A 20,859-nucleotide genomic window follows, 5' to 3' on the forward strand; every position below is an offset into this window, starting at 1 on the left:
AACGCGCGCGCTACCGCCGTTTGAGTTTCAGCCACGTGCGGCGCGGCTGGGTCGCCCGGACCTCGCGGATCTGCGGGTAGCGCGCCTGCACGCTGCGGGTCACCAGGTCGCCCAGGGTGCGACCGCTCAGCGGGCAGCCCAGGCAGGCTCCGGTCAGTTCCACGGTGAGAACACCGTCGTGCACCGAGTGCACCTTGATCGCGCCTCCGTGCGAGGCGGCGATCGGCGACACGTCGCGCGCCAGAATCTCGTCGATCCCGTCGCGCAGCTCCTGTTCGCTGACGTCGGGGGTCTGACCGGACAGCGCATCGAACAGCGCCGAGCGCACCCGGGGACCGTCGACCTCCCAGGATCTGTTGGCGCACAACCGCGTTCGCACCTCGCCGGCGCCTACCTCCGCCCGTTCCAGCACGCCCTCGGTGATCAGCGCGGTCAACTGCGGCGGGACATCGGGCAGCTGCCGTGTCCCGGTCAGCCACCGCATCAGGCGGGGGTCGTCGGTGGTCTGCGGGTGCAGCAGCGGAACCGTCACGATCAACCCGTCAGCCACAAGGTGATGTGCCGGGCGGCGAACGCCGCCACCCAGGCGAGCACGAACATGTAACCCCACGCCACCAGCGGCCAGCGCCACGAGTTGGTCTCGCGCCGCAGCGTGGCGATCGTCGACATGCACTGCAGGGCGTAGGCGAAGAACACGAGCAACGCCATGATCGTCGGCGCGGTGAACACCAGCTGCCCGTGATGCGGGCCGGAGGTGAAGACGGCCGAATGCGCGGCCGAGACCAGGTCGCCGGATTCGCCGGTGGCGAAGATCTGCCCCAACGTGGCCACGAACACTTCACGGGCGGCCATCGCGCCGATCAGGCCGACGCAGACCCGCCAGTCGAAACCCAGCGGCGCGAACAGCGGTTCGAGAATCTTGCCCAGGCCGGCGGCGAAGGAATGGTTGACGACGTAGGCCGAAGCCGCGGTCTGGTCCATACCGGCGGTCTCCGCGGTGCGCGTCGGCAGGTTGAGCAGAAACCACAACACGACAGAGGTGCCCAGGATGATGGTTCCGGCCTTGCGCAGAAACACCTTTGCCGAGTCCCACACGGTCATCACGACCGACTTGAGCGACGGGAATCGGTAGGGCGGCATCTCCATGTAGAACGGCAGCAGATCCCCGCCGAGCACCACCGATTTGAACAGCCAGGCGGTGAGCATCGCCGAGACGCCGCCGAGCAGGTACATGCCGAACATGACCACGCCCTGCATCGAGACCGGCCCCCACCTGTCCTGCGGACTGACCAGCATCCCGATGAGCAGGATGTACACCGGCAGGCGGGCCGAACATGTCATCAACGGCGCGGCCATGCAGGTGGCGAGCCGGTCTCGTGACGACGGAATGGTGCGGGTGGCCATGATGGCGGGCACCGCGCACGCCAGAGATGACAGCATCGCCACGAAGGCGCGGCCGTCCAGTCCGGTGGTCGCCATGATGCGGTCCACCAGGAACGCGGCGCGCGTCATGTAGCCGATGTTTTCCAGCAGGGAGATCAGCAGGAACATCAGCACGATCTGCGGGATGAAGACCAGGACGGCGCCAACTCCGCCGATCACCCCGTGGCCGAGCAGTCCCGCGATCGCGCCGTTGCTGATGTGGTCGTCCACCAGGGTGCCCAGCCAGCTGAACGACTTCTCGATCAGGTCCTGCAACGGCGCGGCCAGGGTGAAGACGATCTGGAAGAACGCGAACATCACCGCGACGAAGAACAACGAACCCCACACGGGGTGCAACAGCACCCGGTCGATCCGCGCGCTGCGGCGGTCCGGCTCAGGTGCCCGGTACCGGCCGGCATGGAGGATCGAGGCGATCCAGCTCTGGTATTCGGCGTCGTCGGACGGTGGCGGGATGGCGACGCGCTGCCAAGTCTGCGGCGCGGCCAGCAGTGCCCGTAGCGGTTCGAACCCCTTGCCGCGGCTGCCGATCACGCTGACCACCGGGATGCCCAGCGCGGCGGCGAATTTTTCGGTGTCCAGCTGGCCGCCGCGGGCCGCAAGTTCGTCTCCCATGGTGAGGATGAGCAGGGTGGGCTTGCCCAGTGCGAGTACCTGCGACACCAGCGACAGCGACCGCTCCAGGACGGTGACATCGACGACCACAGCGAGCGCATCCGGTGCGGTGATGCCAGGCAATTCCCCGCGCAGCAGGTCGGCGACCACCTGTTCGTCCGGGCTGACGGGGTGCAGGCTGTAACACCCCGGGACGTCCTCGACGAGGAACGTCGTCGTTTCGTCCTCGCTGCGGAACTTCCCGGTGCCTACCCGGCGGGCGACGGTGACACCGGGGTAGTTGCCGGTGCGTGCCCTCATCCCGGTGAGCTGGTTGAACACGGTGGTCTTGCCGGCGTTGGGGCTGCCGATCAGCGCCGTCCGGGACAGGCCGGGCGGGGCGGCGACCGCACCCCCGTCGTCGTGGCAGGACGCGGTCATGACTGCTCGGTGATCTCGATCTGGGCGGCTTCCCGGCGCCGCAAGCACGTGTCGTAACCCAGCAGCCGGTACACCGCAGGGTCGCCGAGCGGGGCGGTGCGCAGCTTAATGACTTGGACGCCGGGTCGGAAACCCAAGTGGCGCAGGCGATTTGCGATATCCGGGGCAATCGCTGGGTCGAACGCGACGATCTCGGCGCCGGTTCCGGGAGCCAGGTCGGCGAGGGTCGGCCGGCGGTCCTGACCAGGCCGGGACTTCGGCGCTGATCGCTCCAACCGGCTGTTGGGCATCGTTGGTACCTCCGGATTGCCGACACGCCCGCACGCGGGTGATAACCAAGAGTATCCGTAGTTAGGTCAGCCTCACCAAGGGCAAGGGCGCCAAGGGCTCAGCGGCATATCACGCAAAGGAGTTTCGAGGCCGACTCAGCGGTGTTGCGCCCGATGGCTTCGGATGCCACCGCACTCTCGGCGCGTTACCATGGCCGTTGCCCTGCACGGGTTGTTGTGGGCCGACGACGGCCGCGTGAACGAACGTACTCCCGAGGCCACACAGAGTAGGCGGGTGCGCGATGAGCAAACACTACGGTCTGATCGCGTTCACCGATGACGTCCGAGCCGTGCAGCATCAGTACGGCAGCGATGCCTTCTACGATCGCAAACGGGTTCAGGCCAAGGCCGTCCCCGGCGCCGACCCGCTGACCGATGACGAGCGGGATTACCTCGGCGAACGCGACAGCTTCTATCTGGCCAGCGTCGGAGCGACGGGCTGGCCCTACGTCCAGTTCCGGGGTGGGCCGCCCGGTTTCCTTCGCGTCATCGACGACCACACCATCGGCTGGGCGGACTTTCGCGGCAACCTGCAGTACATCAGCACCGGCAATGTCGCCGGGGACAACCGGGTCGCGATCATCGCAATGGATTACGCGCACAAGCGGCGCCTGAAGATCTTCGGGCGAGCCCGTGTCGTTGCCGCCGACGACGACCCCGTCCTGATCGCCCAGCTTGCCGAAGTCAGTTATGACGCGGTCGTGGAGCGCGCCGTCGTCGTCGACGTCGAGGCCTACGACTGGAACTGTCACCAGCACATCACTGCCCGCTTCACCGCCGCGGAGCTCGAACCGCAGCTCGCCTCGTTGCGCCAACGACTTTCAGCCCTGCAGGCCGAGAATGCGGCGCTTCGTGAACAGTTGCGCCCAGATCGGTGACCCGCCACGAAAAGCTGCCCTTCGTGGACGTGCCTAACCGGGTATGGCACGCTCGACACCGTGGGTGACCTACCTGGTTCTCAGAGCGACAGCGCAGCACGCAAGACATCGGGGCCGCCGGTGCGGCCGTTGTCGTCGGACCAGCAGCCGGCAACCAAGGCCGACCTGTACGCGGCGGTGGATGCCATGCGCGCCGACATGCGTGAACTGCTCGAGCAGATCAGCACGCTGATCAAGGACGCGACACAAAAGTAGGGTCGATCGGGTGAAGCCGTTTCGCATCGACGTTCCCGACGACGTACTCGACGATCTGCGCCTTCGGCTGCAGCGCACCCGGTGGCCCGAAGCCGAATGCGTGGACGACTGGAGCCAGGGCATCCCGTTGCGCTACACCCGGGATCTGGCCGCGTACTGGTCCACCGACTACGACTGGCGCGCTCGCGAGGCGGCGCTGAACCGCTTCGACCACTTCGTGGACCAGTTCGACGGTCTGGACATCCACTTCATCCACCAGCGTTCGCCGCACGACGACGCCTTCCCGCTGCTGATCACCCACGGCTGGCCGGGGTCGATCGTGGAGTTCCACAAGGTGATCGAGCCGCTGACCAACCCGACCGCCCACGGTGGACGGGCCGAGGACGCCTTCCACGTGGTGTGTCCGTCGCTGCCGGGGTACGGGTTCTCGGGTAAGCCGGGCCGCACCGGCTGGGGTGTGGAGAAGATCGCGCTGGTCTGGGAAGAGTTGATGCAGCGGTTGGGCTACGACCGCTACGGCGCGCAGGGTGGTGACTGGGGCTCGGCGGTCACCAGTCAGATCGGTCGCAATGCCGGTTCGGGGGGCGGCAACTGCGCCGCGATCCATCTGAACATGCCGTTGGGTACGCCCACCGCCGAGACGATGGCCAACCCGACGCCCGAGGAGCAGCAGGCGCTGGCCGCGCTGGCTGAGCACCGCAAGAACGGGACGGGGTATTCCAAGCAGCAGTCGACGCGGCCGCAGACGGTGGGGTACGGGCTGGTCGATTCGCCGGTGGGTCAGCTGGCCTGGATCGTCGAGAAGTTCCAGGCGTGGATGGACTGCGACGGGCACCCGGAGAACGTTCTTACGCGAGATGAGTTGCTGGACAACGTGATGCTGTACTGGGTGACCGAGACGGCGGCGTCCTCCGCGCGGCTGTACTGGGAGAGCTTCAAGAAGTGGGGGGACACCACCCGCGTCGAATTGCCCACGGGCGTCGCGTCTTTCCCGAAAGAGATCCTGCGGGCTCCGCGCCGCTGGTGCGAACCGAACTTCGACATCACCCACTGGACCACCATGCCGCGCGGCGGGCACTTCGCCGCGTTCGAGCAGCCCGAGCTGTTCGTGGACGACGTGCGGAAGTTCTTCGCGACCGTACGTTGACGTGCGTTGCCGCCGGCTAGACCACCCGCCAGCCGCGGCGTGCGCGAAACCTCATGTCCCACAAGTACATCCGATAGACCAGAAGCCAGGCCCGGTGCGGTATCAGCCGGTCGGCCACCCGCAGCGTCGAGAGCAGCAGCTCGAACCGGTACTGCTGTGACTCCGACCAGTCCAGCCGCATCATCGCCCGGAACTCCGGCGCCAGAAACCCCGTCGTCGCAAACAAGTTGAACGGTCCGGCCAGCGTGCGCAGCGGCCACGGCAGGAACGCCATCGAGGCCACCCCATGCAGGTGTTCCCGCACCGGCGGGTCGATCTGCAGTTCGTCCAACGACCGCTTCCAGTACTCATCGAAGGCGACCCGGTCGGCCGGCCAGAGCCGCTCGGGCACCTGCAGGGTGGTGCCCAGTCGTTTGGCGTCCTGGTAGACGGCGTCGGCGGCCGCATCATCGAGCGGCCCGTGCAGGAACTCGTGCTGCTCGACGTAGTAGCGGTACAGGCAGGCGGCGACCCACAGCTGCAGCGCGGGATCGAAGGCGCGATAGGCCACCGGGCTCGACGCCGTGGAGCGGACCTGCCGGTGGGCGATGTCGACGGCCTTCCTGATCAGTTTGCGATCGGAGTCCGTGCCGATGGTGGCCACCGCGAGATACGTCCCGGTGGTACGGGCCCGTTTGAAGGGGTGCTTGTAGACGTTGCCGCTGTCCACCGGGCTTTCCAGGACGCCGTACCCGACGCCCGGCCGGGACAGCTGCATGATCACATTCGCCGCCGGCAGCAAGAACGCCGCCGGGTTCAGCAGGTCGGCGACGCGGCTGACCGGGCGCTTCATCGCGGGTCCTGGCTCATGTCTTCGAGTAGACCACGCGCGACAGCGCCTCGGGTCGAGATCGTCCACGCACGGCACGGTCACTGGCAGACATGGTGTCGGGCGATCCGACGGTTGCGGACCACGCCGTAAGCCAGGGTGACAACCCTAGTTGACAAAAGCTAGCTGAGACCTACGATAGTTAATGTCAACTTGGGTTGACAATATGGTCAGCTCTCCCGGAGAAGAGGGTGAATATGCTCGACGAGCAACTGTTGCTAGCGGCCGGCAGGGACGCTGGAGATGCACACTTCGATGTCGCCGATCGACTTGCGGTGATCAACCTGTTGGGCGCCTACGCCTACACCTATGACCACGACCGCCTCGATGAATTCCGCGCTTTGTTCACCGAATCACCGGAACTGGTCCTGTTGCATGAAGGTCGAGTGTTATCCGAGCACATCGACGTCGTCATGAAACTGCTCGCCGCCAGGAAGTCAGCGTTCAGGGCCGAACACAACACACGACGCCACGCGGTGAACTCGCTCTGGATGACAAGTCAGACCGACGGGGAAGTGACCGGACACTGTTATGTCCAGGTGTTTGCGATCCGGGGTGGCGGTTCGCCGGTGCCCGATCTGACGGGTTGCTACGACTTCACGGCCGTCAAGCGGCACGGCGTATGGCGGCTCGACCGGTGGGTCGTGACGGTGGACCAGACCACCACCGGTTTGCCCAGCGACCGGCACTCCGGTGAACCCGGCCGATTAGACGCTCCCAGCGGGAGGAGCGAGGCGTGACCGCGTGCGCAAAAGGGGTGGTTGAGGCCCGTCGCTGCTCGTGATCTGCGTCATTTCATCGGCGCGAGCTGGGCCTGCGCCTGGACCTGTGACCGAGTTCACCGCCGATTAAGGTTAGATCGGCTAGAAACGGGCATCTTGCACACATGTCAATCGAACCGTCAGTCGGCGAGCCCGATGTCTCGGCGGCCAAGTTGGCGAATTTTTTCCAGCTCGGACGCTCTCAGGCCGCGTTCAACTCCGTCCCGGAGATGTGGTGGATGCTGGCTGCGCAGTTCATCGTCCTGATCACCCTGCTCGTCGTCGTGGTGGTCATCTAGCCGCTCATCTGCGGTGTGAGACGCTGCCCGGGTGTTCGTGAAGGCGGGGCAGGCCCGGGTACTCGGCGTCGTCGCGGGTTATCTGGCCGACTTGATGTTCGCAGACCCAATGTGGGCCCATCCCGTCGCATTATTCGGGACAGCAGCAGCCAAGCTGGAACAGGTCAGCTACCGCGACAGTGAAACGGCCGGAGTAGTGCACGTCGGCCTGCTGGTGGGCGGCGTCGGACTGCTCGGTATGGCCCTGCAGCGTCGCGCGGGCCCCGCGACGGCCGCCGCGCTGGCAACCTGGGTGTCGTTGGGCGGTACGTCACTGGCCCGTACCGGCAGTCGCATGGCAGAGCTGCTGGACGGCGGCGATATCGACGGTGCACGACGCTTACTGCCGTCGCTGTGCGGACGGGATCCGGCCGCGCTGGATGAGGCGGGACTGGCCCGCGCGGCGCTGGAGTCGGTAGCCGAGAACACCTCCGACGCCCAGGTGGTGGCGCTGCTGTGGGCCGTGGCCGGCGGAGCGCCCGCGGTGCTGGCCTATCGCGCGGTCAACACCCTCGATGCGATGGTCGGATACCGATCGCCCCGGTATCTCCGATTCGGTTGGGCCGCAGCACGATTGGATGATCTGGCGAATTTCCTCGGAGCGCGGGTGACCGCCGCGCTGGTGGTCGTGTGCGCGCCGTTGATCGGCGGCTCGCCCGTCGCGGCGGTGCGGGCCTGGCGACGCGACGCGAGCCGGCATCCCAGCCCTAACGCCGGGGTGGTCGAGGCCGCGTTCGCGGGCGCGCTCGGGGTGCGACTCGGGGGCCCCACCCAGTACCGCCACGAATTGCAGATCCGGCCGACGCTGGGCGACGGGCGGACGCCGACGGCAGGCGACCTGCGCCGCGCGGTGCGATTGTCACAGCTGGTGCAGGCGGGTGCCGTTGCGCTGGTCGCGCTGGCCGGTATTGCACCGAACATGTTCCCAGGGAGAAGATTTCGTGGTTCTTCCGCCGTCAGGACACGCTCGTCGACCGCGCTTCAGCGCCGTCGGCCGTAGCGGTCGGCGAGCTTGTCCTCCACGGTCATCGCGGTCGGCTTCGGCTCGGCAACCGCCAACCCCTGCTTGTCCCGGCGCCGTGCGCGTACCTCCGAATAGACGAAATATCCCAGGGCGATCGGTGCGAGGACGCCGAAGAGCACCCATTGAATGCCGTACGAGAGATACGGTCCGGCGTCCAGATGCGGCACTCCGATGACGCCGAGTCCACCGGGCTGGTTCTCGATCAGCTGCAGATAGGACCCCGCCAGCGGCACTCTGGTCAGAGCCGAGACCTGTGCCGTGTTCACCGAGTACACCTGCTGGTAGCCGTCCCGGGTGAACGGGTCCTTGCCCTGCACCGCCGGCTCCGAATCGCGCAGCCGCGCGGTGATGGTCACCGACTGGGTGGGCGCCGGTGGGATCGGCGGCACGTGGGAACCCTGCTCGGGCCGCACGTAGCCGCGGTCGACGAGCACGGTCGGGCCGTCATCGACGACGAACGGCATCAGCACCTCGAAGGCCTGATCGCCGTCCACCACCCGCAACCGGGCCAGCACGTGCACGTCCGACAGATAGTGTCCGGTGGCCGTCACCTGCCGCCACTGAGCGCCAGGTGCTGTCGAATCTTGCTGAGGAAGAAGGGTTTTCAATGCAACGGCCGGCGTGTTCAGGGAGTCGGCGATCTGCTGATTCTCCCGTGAGGTCCTGGTGTTCTTCCCCAGCTGCCACGGCGCGAGCACGGTGAAACACAGGTAGGTGAACGCGACACACACCAGAATCAGCGCCACCCAGCCCGGCCGCAGCAGGAACCGCAAGCGCCTGACCATCAGCCGTAACCGTTCTGCGCAAGTCTCTCGTCGACCCACGCGTGCAGGCCCGGCAGCGCGGCCTCGATGACGACGAACGCCGTCTCGAAGTCGCTGTGGTCTCCGTAGTAGGGGTCTTCGACGTCGGGAGTGTGGGCGCCCGAGCGGGGATCGAACGAGCGCAGCATCCGCAGCCGGTCGTCCTCCACCCCCAGATCACGGAGCAGTCGCTGATGGTTGCGCCCGAGCGCGATCACCAGGTCGGCGGAAAGGTGGTCGTCGTCCACCTGAGCTGCGCGGTGGTCGGTGGGGTAGCCGTGGTCGCGCAATACCCGCTTGGCGCGCCGGTCGGCCCCTTCGCCGGCGTGCCAGTTGCCGGTGCCGGCACTGGTGACGCGTACGACGTCGCCGAGACCGCGTTCGGAGATCTGATGGGCGAACATCTTCTCGGCCATCGGCGAACGACAGATGTTGCCCGAGCAGACGAACGTCACGTGCAGCCGTGGATCAGACACCCAACGCCCTCCGGAGTTCGTCGATCGTCTCGACGTGGGTCACGCCGGTCAACGCGATCGGGCCGGCGAAGTCGCCCCGCCCGTAGCCCCAGCCCACGACCACCGTGTCGATGCCGTGCGCGGCCGCCCCGTGCACGTCGTGAGTGCGGTCACCGACCATCAGAACGCGCTCGGGAAGTGGCTGCAGCTGCGCCAGCGCGTGAGCCAGGACGTCGGTCTTGGACTTGCGGGTGCCATCGGGACTGGCGCCGGCGATGACTTCGAAGTGCTGGTCGAGTGCGAAGTGGGCGAGGATGCGGCGGGCCGTCGGCTCCAGCTTGGAGGTGGCCACGGCCAGCCGCACCCCGGCGGCCTCGAGATCGGCCAGCAGCGGCGCGATGCCGTCGAACAGGCTGTTGATCGCCCAGCCCCGGCTGCCGTACTCGGCGCGGAAGGCCGCGAATGCCTCATCGGCGCGCCCGTCGAGTTCCATGGCGTGGAACGTTTCGTCCATCGGCGGCCCGACGATCTGGGCGGCCAGATCACCCTCGGGAATCGCGGCGCCGATGTGGGTGAGCGCATGCCGGAAGCTGGCCACGATTCCGGCCGCCGAATCGGTCAGGGTGCCGTCGAGGTCGAAGATCACCAGTTCGGCCTTCTGGCCTGCGATCGAGCGTGTCACGGTGTCCATTGTCGTTGATCGCGGGCGGGCGCCGCCCGGGAGGCGACTCGGCGCGAAAACCGGGCGCGCGGGCTGACCGTTTGTCAGAATTGTGTCGCAACACGCGGGGGCCTGATTTCGGAGGTGCCCCCAGAGCGCGGAGATCGCCTCGCTCGAAATGCGACAACTCGTGGCACTGGGCGCCGGCGCACCGAGCCCCGCCGACCTGGACTTCGTCCTGATCGGTGACCCGATGAATCCCAACGGCGGCCTGCTGCAACGCTTCGTCGGCCTCACCCTGCCGTCGCTGGGCGTGAGCATGGTCGGGGCGACCCCGGACAATGTCTACACCACCACCATCTACACCCGCGAATACGACGGTTTGGCCGACTTCCCCCGGTATCCCCTCAATATCGTCTCGGACCTCAACGCCTTCTTCGGTATCGGCGCGGTGCACTTCGGCTACCCGCACCTGACCCAGGCTCAGGTCGACACCGCCGTCACACTCGGCACGCAGGGCCCGACGATGACCACCTACAAGATGATTCCGACGCCCAACCTGCCGCTGCTGGATCCGCTGCGCGCCCTGCCTTTCATCGGCACACCGTTGGCCGACCTGTTGCAGCCTGACCTGCGGGTCATCGTCAATCTCGGTTATGGCGACCCGGCCTACGGCTGGTCCACGACCGCGGCCAACGTGCCCACACCGTTTGGTCTTTTTCCGTCGGTGAATCCGGCCACCGTGCTGAATGCTCTGGCGCTCGGTACCCAACAGGGTGTGCACGACTTCCTGGTGGATCTGTCCACCGTCTTCACAGCGCCGCCGTCTGCTCAACCCTTGTGGCCCGATCTGCTGCCCGCGCTGCTGGGTCCGGCGCCGGGTGCACTGGCGCCGACGCCGGCCAACGTCGTCAATACGGTCGCGTCGATCATCTCAACGGACTACGCCGTCCTGCTGCCGACGGCCGACATCCTCACCGCCGCCGCACTGAGCCTTCCTGTTTACGACGCCGGCCTGTTCTTCAGCGGAATCGAGCAAGGCAGCCTGATTCACGCGATCGGTGACCCGATCGCGGCCAACACGGCGATCCTGACAATGGCCGGACTGTTGGAAGTGCTCTCCGTCGCCGAAGCGGGGTATCTCAACGTCGCCGATATCCAGAGCCTGCTGCGCTGATGCCAGGCGGTACTCGGCGCTTGGGCCTTCGCTGCGCGCACTAGTGTTTCTGTGATGGCAGGTCTTGACCCCGTCGCGTCGAGTCGTGTTGCCCGCGCGCGCTATCACGGCGATCAGGACGCCATGCCCGGGATGCTGGATTTCGCCGTCAACGTCCGTCGCGCCCAGCCGCCGTCATGGCTGATGCAGGAGTTGAGTGCGCGGCTGCCAGACCTGGCCCGCTACCCGAGCGCTGACGACGTGCGCAGCGCGCAGGATGCGATGGCCGCCCGGCACCGTCGGGCCCGCGACGAAGTATTGCCGCTGGCCGGCGCAGCCGAAGGTTTCGCGTTGCTGAGCAACCTGCGCCCGCGCCGTGCGGCAATCATCGCGCCGTCCTTCACCGAGCCCGAGGCGGCGCTGAGCGCGGCCGGGATTCCAGTGCACCATGTCGTCCTGCAACCCCCGTTCACCCTCGACGCGGCCTCGCTCGCCACGAAGGTGCCCGACGACGCCGACCTGGTGGTGATCGGGAACCCCACCAACCCGACGTCCGTGCTGCACTCGCGTGACCAGCTGCTCGCGCTGCGCCGGCCCGGACGGATCGTGGTGGTCGACGAGGCGTTTGCCGACTCGATTCCCGGTGAGCCGCACTCGCTGGCCGGTGACGCCCTGCCGGACGTGCTGGTGCTGCGCAGCCTGACCAAGACATGGGGGCTGGCCGGGTTGCGGGTGGGTTATGCGCTCGGGGAGCCCGGTTTGCTGGCCCGGCTGACCGCCCAGCGTGCGCATTGGCCAGTCGGCACCCTGCAACTCGCAGCCATCGCGGCCTGCTGCACCCCCCAGGCCGTCGCCGAAGCCGCCGCCGACGCCGCCCGGTCGGTGGCCGTACGCGCGGCGATGGCGACTGGCCTGCAAGCGGCGGGACTCGAGGTGGTCGACGGCTGCGCGCCCTTCGTGTTGTTCCGTAGCCCCGATGCTGGTCAGATCAGAAATCGGTTGCGGGACAAGGGAATTGCGATAAGGCGCTGCGATACTTTCGTTGGGCTGGACGAAACTTATCTGCGGGCCGCGGTGCGTCCGGAGTGGCCGGAGCTGGTCGAGTCGATCGCTCCCGCAGCTGTGCGCAGCGGTGGCTGCCGATGAGCGTGCGACTGGCCGACCTCATCGAGGTGCTGGACGCGGCGTACCCCCCGCGTCTGGCTGAGTCGTGGGATTCGGTGGGCCTGGTGTGCGGAGACCCCGCAGACGAGGTGCAATCGGTGACCGTCGCGATCGACGCGACGGCCGAAGTGGTCGACGAGGTGCCCGACAACGGACTGCTGCTGGCCCATCACCCGCTGCTGTTGCGCGGTGTCGACACGGTTGCCGCCAGCACGCCCAAGGGCGCGCTGATCCACCGGCTGATCAGGACCGGGCGTTCGTTGTTCACCGCCCACACCAACGCGGACTCGGCCGCGCCCGGGGTGTCCGACGCGCTGGCGGACGCGCTGGGCCTGACCGTCGAGGGAATTCTCGACACCTCACCCGGCGTTTCCAATTTGGACAAATGGGTCATCTACGTCCCGGTGGACAACGCAGAAGGGGTGCGCGAAGCGGTGTTTGCCGCGGGCGCCGGACACATTGGCGATTACTCCCACTGCAGCTGGACCGTCACCGGCACCGGCCAGTTCCTGCCCCACGAGGGCGCCGCTCCGGCGATCGGCAGCGTCGGTGCCGTCGAGCACGTCGTCGAGGATCGGGTCGAGGTGATTGCGCCGGCCCGGGCACGCGGGGCAGTGCTGGCGGCAATGCGCGCCGCGCACCCCTACGAAGAGCCGGCATTCGACATCCTCGCGCTGGAGCCACCGCCGGCCGGGACCGGACTGGGCCGCATCGGCTCGCTGTCGCGGCCCGAGCCGTTGCGTGACTTCGTCACGCGCGTCAACGCCGCCCTGCCACAGACGTCGTGGGGGGTGCGCGCGGCCGGCGACCCGGATCTCCCGGTATCGCGAGTGGCGGTCTGCGGGGGCGCCGGCGATTCGTTCCTGGGTGCGGTAGCCAAGGCGGACGTGCAGGCTTACGTCACATCCGACCTACGGCACCATCCTGCCGACGAGCATCGCCGGGCCTCAGCGGTGGCCTTGATCGATGTCGCGCACTGGGCCAGTGAATTCCCGTGGTGCGCCCAGGCGGCCGAAGTGCTGCGATCCAGATTCGGATCGTTGCCGGTGCGGGTATCCACCGTCCGCACCGACCCGTGGAACGTGATAACTGAGTGCTGAGAAAGAGACGTGGAGATCAGTGATGAAGGCCGATGTAGCACAGCAGCGTTCGCTACTGGAACTGGCGAAGCTCGACGCTGAGCTGTCCCGGCTTGCGCACCGCAGCACTCATCTGGCCGAGCGCGCCGCCTATGAGCGGGTGCGCGGCGAACACACCGCGGCCAGCGACCGGCTCGGTGCCGTCCGAATCGCGTTGGAGGACTTGGACGCTCAGATAGCACGTCTCGAGGCCGAGGTCGACGCGGTACGCAAGCGGGAAGACCGGGACCGCTCGTTGCTCAGCTCGGGTGCCACCGACGCCAAGCATCAGGCCGACCTGCAGCATGAGCTGGAATCCCTGCAACGTCGTCAGGCCACCCTGGAAGACTCGCTCTTGGAGCTGATGGAGCGCCGTGAGGAGTTGCAGGCGCAGCAGGACGCCGAGACCGGGACCACCGATCTGCTGCAGTCCGAATTGGCCACCGCCCAGCAGGCTCTCGACGGCGCACTCGCCGAACTGGAAGCGACCCGCGCCGAGCACGGGTCGCGCCGAGACGCCCTGAGCGCCGGCCTGAACTCCGACCTCTCGGCGTTGTACGAGCGGTTGCGTGCCGGAGGAGGGCCGGGAGCCGGGCAGTTGCAGGGTCACCGGTGCGGCGCGTGCCGGATCGAGATCGGTCGCGGCGAGTTGGCCCGCATCACCGCGGCCGCCGAGGACGAGGTGCAGCGGTGCCCGGAGTGTGGCGCGATCTTATTGCGCATCAAGGGTTTTGAACAATGAAAGTGGTACTCGAGGCGGACGGCGGGTCGCGGGGTAATCCCGGGCCGGCCGGGTACGGAGCGGTGGTGTGGAGCGCCGATCGCCGGACCGTGCTGGCCGAGACCAAACAGGCGATCGGACGCGCCACCAACAACGTCGCTGAATACCGGGGCCTGATCGCCGGCCTGGACGACGCCCTGAACCTGGGTGCCGTCGAGGTTCAGGTGCTGATGGACTCCAAGCTGGTGGTCGAGCAGATGTCAGGGCGGTGGCGGGTCAAGCACCCGGATCTGGTGGAGTTGCACGGCCAGGCGCGCACCCTCGCGACACAGTTTCGCCGGATCAGTTTCTCCTGGGTCCCGCGCGAGCAGAACGCCTATGCAGACCGGCTCGCGAACGAGGCGATGGACGCGGCGGCGCTGACTGATCGCCGGGTGGACAAGGTGGCCGTGCCGGTCACCGAAGCGGCGCGGCAGGCCGCGGCGGAGGAGGTCCCGTCCGACGCGAACAAGGGCCCGGGTTGGACCGGCGCGCTCGGCAACCCCACCCGGTTGCTGTTGTTACGGCACGGGCAGACCGAGTTTTCGGCGCAGCGCCGCTATTCCGGGCGCGGCAATCCGCCGTTGAACGAAATCGGTTGGCGGCAAGCTGGTTTGGCCGCGCGCTACCTTACCCAGCGGCGCGGGATCGCGGCGGTGATCTCGTCGCCGTTGCAGCGGGCCTACGACACCGCGACGACGGCGGCCAGGGCGCTCGGCCTGGAAGTCACCGTCGATGAGGACCTGATCGAGACCGACTTCGGAGCGTGGGAAGGCCTCACTTTTACCGAGGCCGCCGCGCGCGACCCGGAATTGCACCGGCGATGGTTGTACGACACCGGTGCGTTGCCGCCGGGTGGTGAGAGCTTCGACGACGTGCTGCGGCGGGTCCGGCGTGGCCGCGACCGGATCATCGCCAACCACCCGGGCGCCAATGTGCTGGTGGTCTCCCACGTCACGCCGATCAAGTCGATGCTGCGCATGGCGCTGGACGCCGGGTCGGGCATCTTGTACCGGCTGCATCTGGATCTGGCCTCGTTGAGTATCGCCGAGTTCTATCCCGACGGCGCTTCGTCGGTGCGCCTGGTGAACCAGACGGGATATCTCTAACCGACCTCGACGCGCGGGTAGGACTCGACATACTGCTCGCCCGCCACGCCCGTGTAGGTACAGGTGCGCCCCAGCAAGTCGACGTCGTAGTGCACCACGCCGGCCTCCCAGCATGATTGGGCGAACTGCGGGTAGGTGCTGTCGCCGGCCTGATCGGTGCGGATCGCGGTGACCACCGCATCCCGGTTCCAGGGCGCCACGTCGGCGATGCCCGCGACGACCGGGTCTCCTTGCATCACGACCGGTCCGTCGTCGGTGAGGTAGAGGGTGGAGCCCGACGGGATCGAGTGGTGGTATCGCTTCACCCCAGCCTGGCGCAGCACCTCGGCCAGGTAGGGAAACCCGTGTGATCGCGGCCGCAGTGCCGCCGCCCGCTCGTGTGCGTTCTGAAGATTAATGATTGCGCTGCTCACGTTTCTGCTCCAATCTGGCAGTGACACCATATTGCTAAATTGACAACATATTGTCAAAGGAGTGCGATGGCCGACGATATCGCCCTGCTGGTCGCCGACATCTACGAGGCGGCGGGTGCGCTGCGCAAGTCCGGCGAGGCTGTCGCCAAAACAGCAGGCCAGACGCAGGCTCGCTGGCAGCTACTCAGCGCGATCTCCGATGATGCGACGCCGGTGCCCCGTGCCGCCCGCCGGCTCGGCGTCTCACGGCAGGGAGTGCAACGCATCGCCAACAACCTGGTCGACGACGGGCTGGCGCAGTGGGCGCCCAACCCCGACCACCGCTCGTCGCCGCTGCTGATGCTGACCCCCGACGGTCGACGGACATTGGCGGCCATCACGGACCGGTCGTGGGCGGCGCACCGGGCACTCACCTCCGACATCGCGGAAGCTGATATCGCGGTTGCCCGGAATGTGTTGCAGCGCTTGGCTGCTGCGGTCCGCCAGATCTAATGAGCTAGGTGGCGTCGTGAAAGATCAAGCCGAGTGCAAAACGTTCACCGGAACGAACCGTCGAAATGCCGTGGCGCACGGGTGCGGCCGACCAGCCGCGGCTGGAGCGCACCGGCCGGTCGCGAGTGGTGAAGACGTACCCGTGCCCCTGAGGCAACTGCGTTGCGGTGCCTCGGGATTGCGCCCGGAATCGCTGTTCGACGAGCAGGAATTCCCCACCGGTGTAATCGACAGCGGGTTCACTGAGATTGATCACCACCTGGAGTGGAAAAACCAAGTCCCCATAGAGATCTTGATGTAGTGCGTTCCAGTCGTCGGCGCCGTAGCGCAACATCAGGGCCGTCGATCGCGTCTGGCCGGCGTGGTGGCAAGCCGTCAGCCAATCGTCGAGGCTGTCCGGCCACGGGGTGGCACGGGCCAACTTGGTCCACCAGTCGCGGGCAATCGGCAACAGCCGGGGATAGAGGGCATGCTTGAGCGCTTCGATCGGTTCGGGGTACGGAGCGCTGAAGTAGCGGTACTGTCCGGCGCCGTACCGTTTCGGCGCCATGTCGATCGTCTTGCGGAACAGGCTGTCGTCGGCGTAGAGGGCACGCAGAGTGTTCGCCTCGCCGGCCGTTACCAGTCGCGGCAACAGCGCGCCGCCGTATTCGTCGAGTTCCGTTCTGATCGCGCCCCAGTCCGCGGAGTCGACACGGGTGTCCCACCGGGTCATTGGGCCGCCTCCCGTCGTCGCGTGCGTGGTCGAACCGCGCTGTCCACGATAGGAGACCGGACCTGGCCTGTGCCCTGTTCAAGGGGTACCGTGTTCGTCGCGGACGAGTTGGCTGGACGGCCGCGGCTCGAGTCGGTCCGAGAGGTGCCGATACGAGTCGAGGAAAGTCCGGACTTCACAGAGCAGGGTGATTGCTAACAGCAATCCGAGGTGACTCGCGGGACAGTGCCACAGAAAACAAACCGCCACCGCTGCGGTGGTAAGGGTGAAACGGTGCGGTAAGAGCGCACCAGCATCCCGGGTGACCGGGGTGGCTAGGCAAACCCCACCCGAAGCAAGGCCAAGAAGGCCGCACCAAAAGTGCGGCCGCGCAGACGTTCGAGGGCTGCTCGCCCGAGTCTGCGGGTAGGCCGCTCGAGGCACCCGGCAACGGTGTGTCCAGATGGATGGTCGTCGCCGTGCCGCCGTGGATTAAAGCCGCGGCGGTGGGGAACAGAATCCGGCTTACAGGCCAACTCGTCCGCCTTCTGCGCTCGATGCCGGCTGTCTCTCAATGCCGGCTCTTGCGCACCGCCTTGTCCAGCTTGTGCAGTGCCGAACCCAGCTGTTCGCGACTGACTTCGGCGATCTCGCTCTCCTGCCGGTAGAGCAGGCCGTAGGTGAAGGTGTCTTCGCCCGCGAGGTGCGCCGCGTGGGCCTGGGACAGCAGGTGTTCGCGGCTGACCACGCTGTCCTGGTGATCGCCGAGTACGGTCTGAATCGCCTTGGCTTGCTGCGCAACCTGACTCGCACCGGTGGCGGAAGCGGTGTAGCGCAGGCGCTTGGCCCGCTTGCGGATCACGTGCAGCGTCTCATCGGCGTCTTCGGCGTGTGCGGCTTCGGCGGCCTTGAAGGCTTTGGTGGCCTTGCGGACGCGCTTGTAGGCCGCATCGATGGTCACCGGACGCGGTTCCTGACCGAACGCGGTGGCCGGAGGCTCGGCCACCATCGCGTCGAGTGCGTCCAGCAGGCGGAAGTACCGCTTGGAGCGCATCGCGGCCAGCGAGCGCCGAAGACCGAGCTGGTAACGGCGCTGGGCTCCGTTGACGAGCCGCTCGGCCACCGGTCCGCGAACCAGTTCGGGCGCCAACTGACTCAGCTGGCGCTCGTAACGCTCGGCGAGTACTTCGGCGTCGCGCGCCACACCCAGGATCCCGGCCAGCTCGCGCAGTTCGTCGAGAACCCATGCGCCGTCGGCCAGTCCGAACGAGTCCTGGGAATCCTTGAGCAGGCTGCGGATCTTGCGGATGGTGACCCGCATCTGGTGGACGGAGTCGTGCGCGTCCGCGCGCACGGCACGGTCCCACTTCAGCAGCTCCTCTACCTGCTCGGCCACCGCGCGGTGCACCGGATCGGATGGGGGAGCGGGCGTCTGCTTGGCCGGACCATCCGAGTCCAGCACCCGGCTCAGCTTCGAGCCGTGTCCGGCGGGGGAGGCGCCGGCGTCCAGCAACCGATTGCTCAGCCGATTCAGCAGCTCATGGCCGGCCGAGCGCTTCTTGTCGGAGTCGGCATCGAGGACCTCGACTTCCCATTCGCGCCACTGCTGCTCGGCGGGGCCGGTGTCGGAGTCGCTGGAGGCTGACCATGCGGTGACGTGGTCGTCGGAGAACTCCGCCAGCGCGTTGCCCTTGTCGTCGTAGAGGACCTGGCTTTCGCGCCGGGTGGTGATGCGTGCGACGGGTGCGACCGGGTGGTCGCGCACGATGGCGAGCACCACGTCAAGCAACTCGGCCGGCACCGTGTCTTTGACGTCGGATGCGTCGATCGGGGCGTGCACCTCGGTGCGCGCGTCCGCTCCCGCAGGCAACTTCAGGTGCCAGCCGGCGTCGTGTCCACCGGTGCGCCGGCGCAGGGTGATGCGGTTGCGCGCCAGGTCCTGCGTCGCGGTGTCGAAATAGACCGCGTCCAGTTCATGGGTGGGGGATTTGTCCACGCGGGACACCGCTGCGATGCCCTCGAACGAGGGGGAGACCGTCGACTCGACCACGTCGAACTTTCGCTCGACCTCCAAATGTCGCGCCGTCTTTGGCGCTTTAGCAGGCATTTCTTCTCCGTGAGAACACGTTGCGGCCGAGCAGAGTGGCTTGTCGGCGCCGAACGATAGGCCCCCATAGCCTGCCACACGGAGGTTGCCGCGCCGCCTACGGCATGTTCGTATCGACGTGCCGGACGTACCACCTATCGTGTGCGATGTGGTACCGGTCGTCGGGACGCCGGTCGCGAGTGTGAAGGAGCTTTCCATGTTGATGACCCGCGTGGTCGCCGGCGGAATCGCTGCCGGCGCGGTAAGTGCCGCAATGCTTTTCGGTGCCGCAGGATCGGCAGGAGCGGACCCGGAGCCGGCGCCGCCGAACTGTACTGCGGCCGACCTCGCCGGAATATCGGCCGGTGTGGCCGCGTCCACCTCGGCCTACCTGTTCGCGCATCCGGACGTCAACGACTTCTTCACCAGTCTGAAGGGTCTCACCCGCGAAGAGATGCGCGACCGGCTGCAGCAGTACATGGATGCCAATCCGGATGTGCACGCCGACCTGCAGGGCATTCGGCAGCCGGTGACGGACTTCCGGGCCCGGTGCGGGGCGCCGGCGCCCACGTCCTAGGTACTGATGGCGGCGACCCGCGGCGCGCGGCCGGGGCCGCGCTTGCGATCGCCGCGGGATCGATGGCGGCGACCCGCGGCGCGCGGCCGGGGCCGCGCTTGCGATCGCCGCGGGATCGATGGCGGCGACCCGCGGCGCGCGGCCGGGGCCGCGCTTGCGATCGCCGCTAGAAGCAGTGCTCTTCGGCCGGGAACGCGCCGGTGGCCACTTCCTCGGCGTATTGCCTTGCGGCGCGGCCTAATTCGGCACCCACGTCGGCGAACCGCTTGACGAAGCGGGCAGGCTTGCCGCCGCTCATCCCGGCCATGTCCTGCCACACCAGAACCTGGCCGTCGCAGTTGGGCCCGGCGCCGATCCCGATCGTGGGGATGGTGAGCTTGCCGGTGATCTGAGTGGCCAGTTCGGCGGGCACCATCTCCATGACCACGGCGAATGCGCCGGCTTCGGCGACGGCGATGGCGTCGGCGATGGTCTGTTCAGCGGCGTCGCCGCGGCCCTGGACCTTAAATCCGCCGAGGGTGTTGACGCTCTGCGGGGTGAAACCGATGTGGGCCATGACCGGGATGCCGGCCGCGCTCAGGCAGGCGATCTGCTCGGCGACCCGCTCGCCTCCTTCGAGCTTGACGGCGTGGGCGCCGCCTTCCTTCATGAACCGGGTGGCGGCCGCCAGCGCGGCCGCGGGCCCCGCCTCGTAGCTGCCGAACGGCAGGTCAGCGACAACCAGCGCGTGTGGGGCACCCCGCACCACGCCGCGGACCAGTGGGATGAGTTCGTCGATCGAGATCGGCACCGTGGTGTCGTAGCCGTAAACGACGTTGGCCGCCGAGTCGCCGACCAGCAGCACCGGAATGCCTGCCTCGTCGAAAACCCGCGCGGTCGAGTAGTCGTACGCCGTCAGCATGCCCCAGCGGTGACCTTCGGCTTTCCACTTCTGCAGATGGTGGGTGCGAATCTTGGGCCGGGGCGCTTGAGGGGCTGAAGCGGGGCCGGAGCCGTAAACGTTTTCAGACATCATTGTCCTCAGGTGATGGTCGGGTCGATCCTCGTGGCCCTTGGCTGGGTCCCCGGGTTCGTCTGACGTCCCCAGTCTGCCATCTTGTCAAGATCGATGCATCGTGTGGTGCGCCACGGGTCTTGATCGCAGCCGACCGGACGCAGCCGATGGAGCCAATCCTCGGCCTCGGTTGGTCTTCGGAGGAGCGGGAATTCGGTTCGAATTGCCGGCCGTTCTCGTTGTCGACCCGTCGCAACGGGTGATATAAGAGAATCGCACCAGCAGCCCGCATGGCCGGGTGC

At 67.3% G+C, this 20,859-nt stretch carries 24 protein-coding genes and 1 other RNA gene; 14 read left to right on the forward strand and 11 right to left on the reverse strand.

What is annotated here, in order from left to right; all coding sequences use genetic code 11:
* Positions 1–10: 10 nt before the first annotated feature.
* Genes QXH22_RS18385 through QXH22_RS18395 form a run of 3 tightly spaced genes read right to left on the reverse strand, consistent with a single transcriptional unit; the run spans position 11 to position 2,765 of the window.
* On the reverse strand, positions 11–532 hold the full coding sequence (locus tag QXH22_RS18385; protein ID WP_306239946.1) for a NifU family protein: 522 nt from the start codon (positions 530–532) through the stop codon (positions 11–13).
* 2 nt (positions 533–534) lie between these two features.
* The gene (gene feoB, locus QXH22_RS18390; RefSeq protein ID WP_306276568.1) at positions 535–2,475 is read right to left on the reverse strand and encodes a ferrous iron transport protein B; all 1,941 of its coding nucleotides are present in this window, start codon (positions 2,473–2,475) and stop codon (positions 535–537) included.
* The gene (locus QXH22_RS18395) at positions 2,472–2,765 is read right to left on the reverse strand and encodes a FeoA family protein (protein WP_306239948.1); all 294 of its coding nucleotides are present in this window, start codon (positions 2,763–2,765) and stop codon (positions 2,472–2,474) included. Before QXH22_RS18395 ends, feoB begins: the two co-directional genes overlap by 4 nt.
* Before the next feature lie 281 nt (positions 2,766–3,046).
* Here QXH22_RS18395 and QXH22_RS18400 point away from each other — a divergent pair, with 281 nt between their 5' ends.
* The 3 genes from QXH22_RS18400 to QXH22_RS18410 are packed head-to-tail and all read left to right on the forward strand — an operon-like array spanning position 3,047 to position 5,084.
* On the forward strand, positions 3,047–3,682 hold the full coding sequence (locus QXH22_RS18400) for a pyridoxamine 5'-phosphate oxidase family protein (RefSeq protein ID WP_306239949.1): 636 nt from the start codon (positions 3,047–3,049) through the stop codon (positions 3,680–3,682).
* A 60-nt stretch (positions 3,683–3,742) separates the two neighbouring features.
* Positions 3,743–3,937 (forward strand): hypothetical protein, encoded by a 195-nt coding sequence (locus tag QXH22_RS18405; RefSeq protein ID WP_055577209.1) that lies wholly within the window; start codon positions 3,743–3,745, stop codon positions 3,935–3,937.
* A gap of 10 nt (positions 3,938–3,947) precedes the next feature.
* Positions 3,948–5,084 carry an epoxide hydrolase family protein gene (locus QXH22_RS18410; protein ID WP_306276569.1) on the forward strand — a complete coding sequence of 379 codons (1,137 nt, stop codon included), beginning with the start codon at positions 3,948–3,950 and terminating at the stop codon, positions 5,082–5,084.
* Between the two features lie 16 nt (positions 5,085–5,100).
* Here QXH22_RS18410 and QXH22_RS18415 read toward each other — a convergent pair whose 3' ends face one another.
* Complete coding sequence (locus tag QXH22_RS18415) at positions 5,101–5,916, reverse strand: oxygenase MpaB family protein (RefSeq protein ID WP_306276570.1); 816 nt, start codon at positions 5,914–5,916, stop codon at positions 5,101–5,103.
* 233 nt (positions 5,917–6,149) lie between these two features.
* Here QXH22_RS18415 and QXH22_RS18420 point away from each other — a divergent pair, with 233 nt between their 5' ends.
* The 3 genes from QXH22_RS18420 to QXH22_RS18430 all read left to right on the forward strand — a co-directional run bounded on the left by QXH22_RS18420 (position 6,150) and on the right by QXH22_RS18430 (position 8,051).
* The gene (locus QXH22_RS18420; RefSeq protein WP_306239952.1) at positions 6,150–6,692 is read left to right on the forward strand and encodes a nuclear transport factor 2 family protein; all 543 of its coding nucleotides are present in this window, start codon (positions 6,150–6,152) and stop codon (positions 6,690–6,692) included.
* 146 nt (positions 6,693–6,838) lie between these two features.
* Positions 6,839–7,012: a hypothetical protein gene (locus tag QXH22_RS18425; RefSeq protein ID WP_306239953.1), complete on the forward strand. Its 174-nt coding sequence runs from the start codon at positions 6,839–6,841 to the stop codon at positions 7,010–7,012.
* A 94-nt stretch (positions 7,013–7,106) separates the two neighbouring features.
* Positions 7,107–8,051, forward strand: coding sequence for a cobalamin biosynthesis protein (locus QXH22_RS18430; RefSeq protein ID WP_371934281.1), 945 nt, complete (start codon positions 7,107–7,109; stop codon positions 8,049–8,051).
* On the opposite strand, the gene QXH22_RS18435 is transcribed toward QXH22_RS18430, so the two are convergent.
* The 3 genes from QXH22_RS18435 to QXH22_RS18445 are packed head-to-tail and all read right to left on the reverse strand — an operon-like array spanning position 8,033 to position 10,024.
* On the reverse strand, positions 8,033–8,860 hold the full coding sequence (locus QXH22_RS18435) for an SURF1 family protein (protein WP_306239956.1): 828 nt from the start codon (positions 8,858–8,860) through the stop codon (positions 8,033–8,035). The two genes, QXH22_RS18430 and QXH22_RS18435, sit on opposite strands and share 19 nt — an antisense overlap.
* Positions 8,860–9,354, reverse strand: coding sequence for a low molecular weight protein-tyrosine-phosphatase (locus QXH22_RS18440; protein ID WP_306239957.1), 495 nt, complete (start codon positions 9,352–9,354; stop codon positions 8,860–8,862). Before QXH22_RS18440 ends, QXH22_RS18435 begins: the two co-directional genes overlap by 1 nt.
* The gene (locus QXH22_RS18445) at positions 9,347–10,024 is read right to left on the reverse strand and encodes an HAD-IA family hydrolase (RefSeq protein ID WP_371934256.1); all 678 of its coding nucleotides are present in this window, start codon (positions 10,022–10,024) and stop codon (positions 9,347–9,349) included. The genes QXH22_RS18440 and QXH22_RS18445 overlap by 8 nt, the downstream gene beginning before the upstream one ends.
* A 133-nt stretch (positions 10,025–10,157) precedes the next feature.
* Here QXH22_RS18445 and QXH22_RS18450 point away from each other — a divergent pair, with 133 nt between their 5' ends.
* From QXH22_RS18450 to QXH22_RS18470, 5 genes are read left to right on the forward strand one after another with little or no spacing between them, the layout of a single operon-like run.
* Positions 10,158–11,171 (forward strand): PE-PPE domain-containing protein, encoded by a 1,014-nt coding sequence (locus QXH22_RS18450; protein WP_306276920.1) that lies wholly within the window; start codon positions 10,158–10,160, stop codon positions 11,169–11,171.
* Between the two features lie 54 nt (positions 11,172–11,225).
* Positions 11,226–12,296 carry an Rv2231c family pyridoxal phosphate-dependent protein CobC gene (cobC, locus tag QXH22_RS18455; protein WP_306239958.1) on the forward strand — a complete coding sequence of 357 codons (1,071 nt, stop codon included), beginning with the start codon at positions 11,226–11,228 and terminating at the stop codon, positions 12,294–12,296.
* Positions 12,293–13,414: a Nif3-like dinuclear metal center hexameric protein gene (locus tag QXH22_RS18460; protein WP_306239960.1), complete on the forward strand. Its 1,122-nt coding sequence runs from the start codon at positions 12,293–12,295 to the stop codon at positions 13,412–13,414. Before cobC ends, QXH22_RS18460 begins: the two co-directional genes overlap by 4 nt.
* A 22-nt stretch (positions 13,415–13,436) precedes the next feature.
* Entirely contained in the window at positions 13,437–14,174 is a 738-nt protein-coding gene (locus QXH22_RS18465) for a zinc ribbon domain-containing protein (protein WP_306276571.1), read from the forward strand.
* A complete protein-coding gene (locus tag QXH22_RS18470) occupies positions 14,171–15,301 on the forward strand; it encodes a bifunctional RNase H/acid phosphatase (protein WP_306239962.1) in 1,131 nt (376 codons plus the stop codon). The genes QXH22_RS18465 and QXH22_RS18470 overlap by 4 nt, the downstream gene beginning before the upstream one ends.
* Here the strand turns inward: QXH22_RS18470 and QXH22_RS18475 are convergent.
* The gene (locus tag QXH22_RS18475; protein ID WP_306239963.1) at positions 15,298–15,714 is read right to left on the reverse strand and encodes a DUF1398 family protein; all 417 of its coding nucleotides are present in this window, start codon (positions 15,712–15,714) and stop codon (positions 15,298–15,300) included. The two genes, QXH22_RS18470 and QXH22_RS18475, sit on opposite strands and share 4 nt — an antisense overlap.
* A gap of 66 nt (positions 15,715–15,780) precedes the next feature.
* Here QXH22_RS18475 and QXH22_RS18480 point away from each other — a divergent pair, with 66 nt between their 5' ends.
* Positions 15,781–16,206, forward strand: a complete 426-nt coding sequence (locus QXH22_RS18480; protein WP_306239964.1) for a MarR family winged helix-turn-helix transcriptional regulator — start codon at positions 15,781–15,783, stop codon at positions 16,204–16,206.
* A gap of 4 nt (positions 16,207–16,210) precedes the next feature.
* Here QXH22_RS18480 and QXH22_RS18485 read toward each other — a convergent pair whose 3' ends face one another.
* A complete protein-coding gene (locus QXH22_RS18485) occupies positions 16,211–16,921 on the reverse strand; it encodes a 2OG-Fe(II) oxygenase (RefSeq protein ID WP_306239965.1) in 711 nt (236 codons plus the stop codon).
* A gap of 104 nt (positions 16,922–17,025) precedes the next feature.
* On the opposite strand from QXH22_RS18485, the gene rnpB reads away from it, so the two are divergent.
* Positions 17,026–17,444, forward strand: an RNA gene (gene rnpB / locus QXH22_RS18490) — RNase P RNA component class A.
* A gap of 27 nt (positions 17,445–17,471) precedes the next feature.
* Here rnpB and QXH22_RS18495 read toward each other — a convergent pair.
* On the reverse strand, positions 17,472–19,007 hold the full coding sequence (locus QXH22_RS18495) for a CYTH and CHAD domain-containing protein (RefSeq protein ID WP_306276572.1): 1,536 nt from the start codon (positions 19,005–19,007) through the stop codon (positions 17,472–17,474).
* Positions 19,008–19,203: 196 nt separating this feature from the next.
* Here QXH22_RS18495 and QXH22_RS18500 point away from each other — a divergent pair, with 196 nt between their 5' ends.
* Positions 19,204–19,563 carry a heme-binding protein gene (locus QXH22_RS18500; protein ID WP_306239968.1) on the forward strand — a complete coding sequence of 120 codons (360 nt, stop codon included), beginning with the start codon at positions 19,204–19,206 and terminating at the stop codon, positions 19,561–19,563.
* Positions 19,564–19,729: 166 nt separating this feature from the next.
* Here QXH22_RS18500 and panB read toward each other — a convergent pair whose 3' ends face one another.
* Positions 19,730–20,578 (reverse strand): 3-methyl-2-oxobutanoate hydroxymethyltransferase, encoded by an 849-nt coding sequence (panB, locus tag QXH22_RS18505; protein WP_371934257.1) that lies wholly within the window; start codon positions 20,576–20,578, stop codon positions 19,730–19,732.
* Positions 20,579–20,859 lie beyond the last annotated feature (281 nt).

The sequence above is a fragment of the Mycobacterium sp. TY814 genome, from assembly GCF_030755175.1.
Lineage (GTDB): Bacteria > Actinomycetota > Actinomycetes > Mycobacteriales > Mycobacteriaceae > Mycobacterium.

Bases quoted from the DNA above. Each gene is read 5' to 3' on its own strand.
- QXH22_RS18485 (WP_306239965.1), bottom strand. From the start codon at position 16,921: ATGACCCGGTGGGACACCCGTGTCGACTCCGCGGACTGGGGCGCGATC.
- feoB (WP_306276568.1), bottom strand. From the start codon at position 2,475: ATGACCGCGTCCTGCCACGACGACGGGGGTGCGGTCGCCGCCCCGCCC.
- QXH22_RS18425 (WP_306239953.1), top strand. From the start codon at position 6,839: ATGTCAATCGAACCGTCAGTCGGCGAGCCCGATGTCTCGGCGGCCAAG.
- QXH22_RS18495 (WP_306276572.1), bottom strand. From the start codon at position 19,007: ATGCCTGCTAAAGCGCCAAAGACGGCGCGACATTTGGAGGTCGAGCGA.
- QXH22_RS18395 (WP_306239948.1), bottom strand. From the start codon at position 2,765: ATGCCCAACAGCCGGTTGGAGCGATCAGCGCCGAAGTCCCGGCCTGGT.
- QXH22_RS18430 (WP_371934281.1), top strand. From the start codon at position 7,107: ATGTTCGCAGACCCAATGTGGGCCCATCCCGTCGCATTATTCGGGACA.
- QXH22_RS18420 (WP_306239952.1), top strand. From the start codon at position 6,150: ATGCTCGACGAGCAACTGTTGCTAGCGGCCGGCAGGGACGCTGGAGAT.
- QXH22_RS18465 (WP_306276571.1), top strand. From the start codon at position 13,437: ATGAAGGCCGATGTAGCACAGCAGCGTTCGCTACTGGAACTGGCGAAG.
- QXH22_RS18445 (WP_371934256.1), bottom strand. From the start codon at position 10,024: ATGGACACCGTGACACGCTCGATCGCAGGCCAGAAGGCCGAACTGGTG.
- QXH22_RS18435 (WP_306239956.1), bottom strand. From the start codon at position 8,860: ATGGTCAGGCGCTTGCGGTTCCTGCTGCGGCCGGGCTGGGTGGCGCTG.
- QXH22_RS18480 (WP_306239964.1), top strand. From the start codon at position 15,781: ATGGCCGACGATATCGCCCTGCTGGTCGCCGACATCTACGAGGCGGCG.
- cobC (WP_306239958.1), top strand. From the start codon at position 11,226: ATGGCAGGTCTTGACCCCGTCGCGTCGAGTCGTGTTGCCCGCGCGCGC.
- QXH22_RS18470 (WP_306239962.1), top strand. From the start codon at position 14,171: ATGAAAGTGGTACTCGAGGCGGACGGCGGGTCGCGGGGTAATCCCGGG.
- QXH22_RS18460 (WP_306239960.1), top strand. From the start codon at position 12,293: ATGAGCGTGCGACTGGCCGACCTCATCGAGGTGCTGGACGCGGCGTAC.
- panB (WP_371934257.1), bottom strand. From the start codon at position 20,578: ATGATGTCTGAAAACGTTTACGGCTCCGGCCCCGCTTCAGCCCCTCAA.
- QXH22_RS18415 (WP_306276570.1), bottom strand. From the start codon at position 5,916: ATGAAGCGCCCGGTCAGCCGCGTCGCCGACCTGCTGAACCCGGCGGCG.
- QXH22_RS18500 (WP_306239968.1), top strand. From the start codon at position 19,204: ATGTTGATGACCCGCGTGGTCGCCGGCGGAATCGCTGCCGGCGCGGTA.
- QXH22_RS18400 (WP_306239949.1), top strand. From the start codon at position 3,047: ATGAGCAAACACTACGGTCTGATCGCGTTCACCGATGACGTCCGAGCC.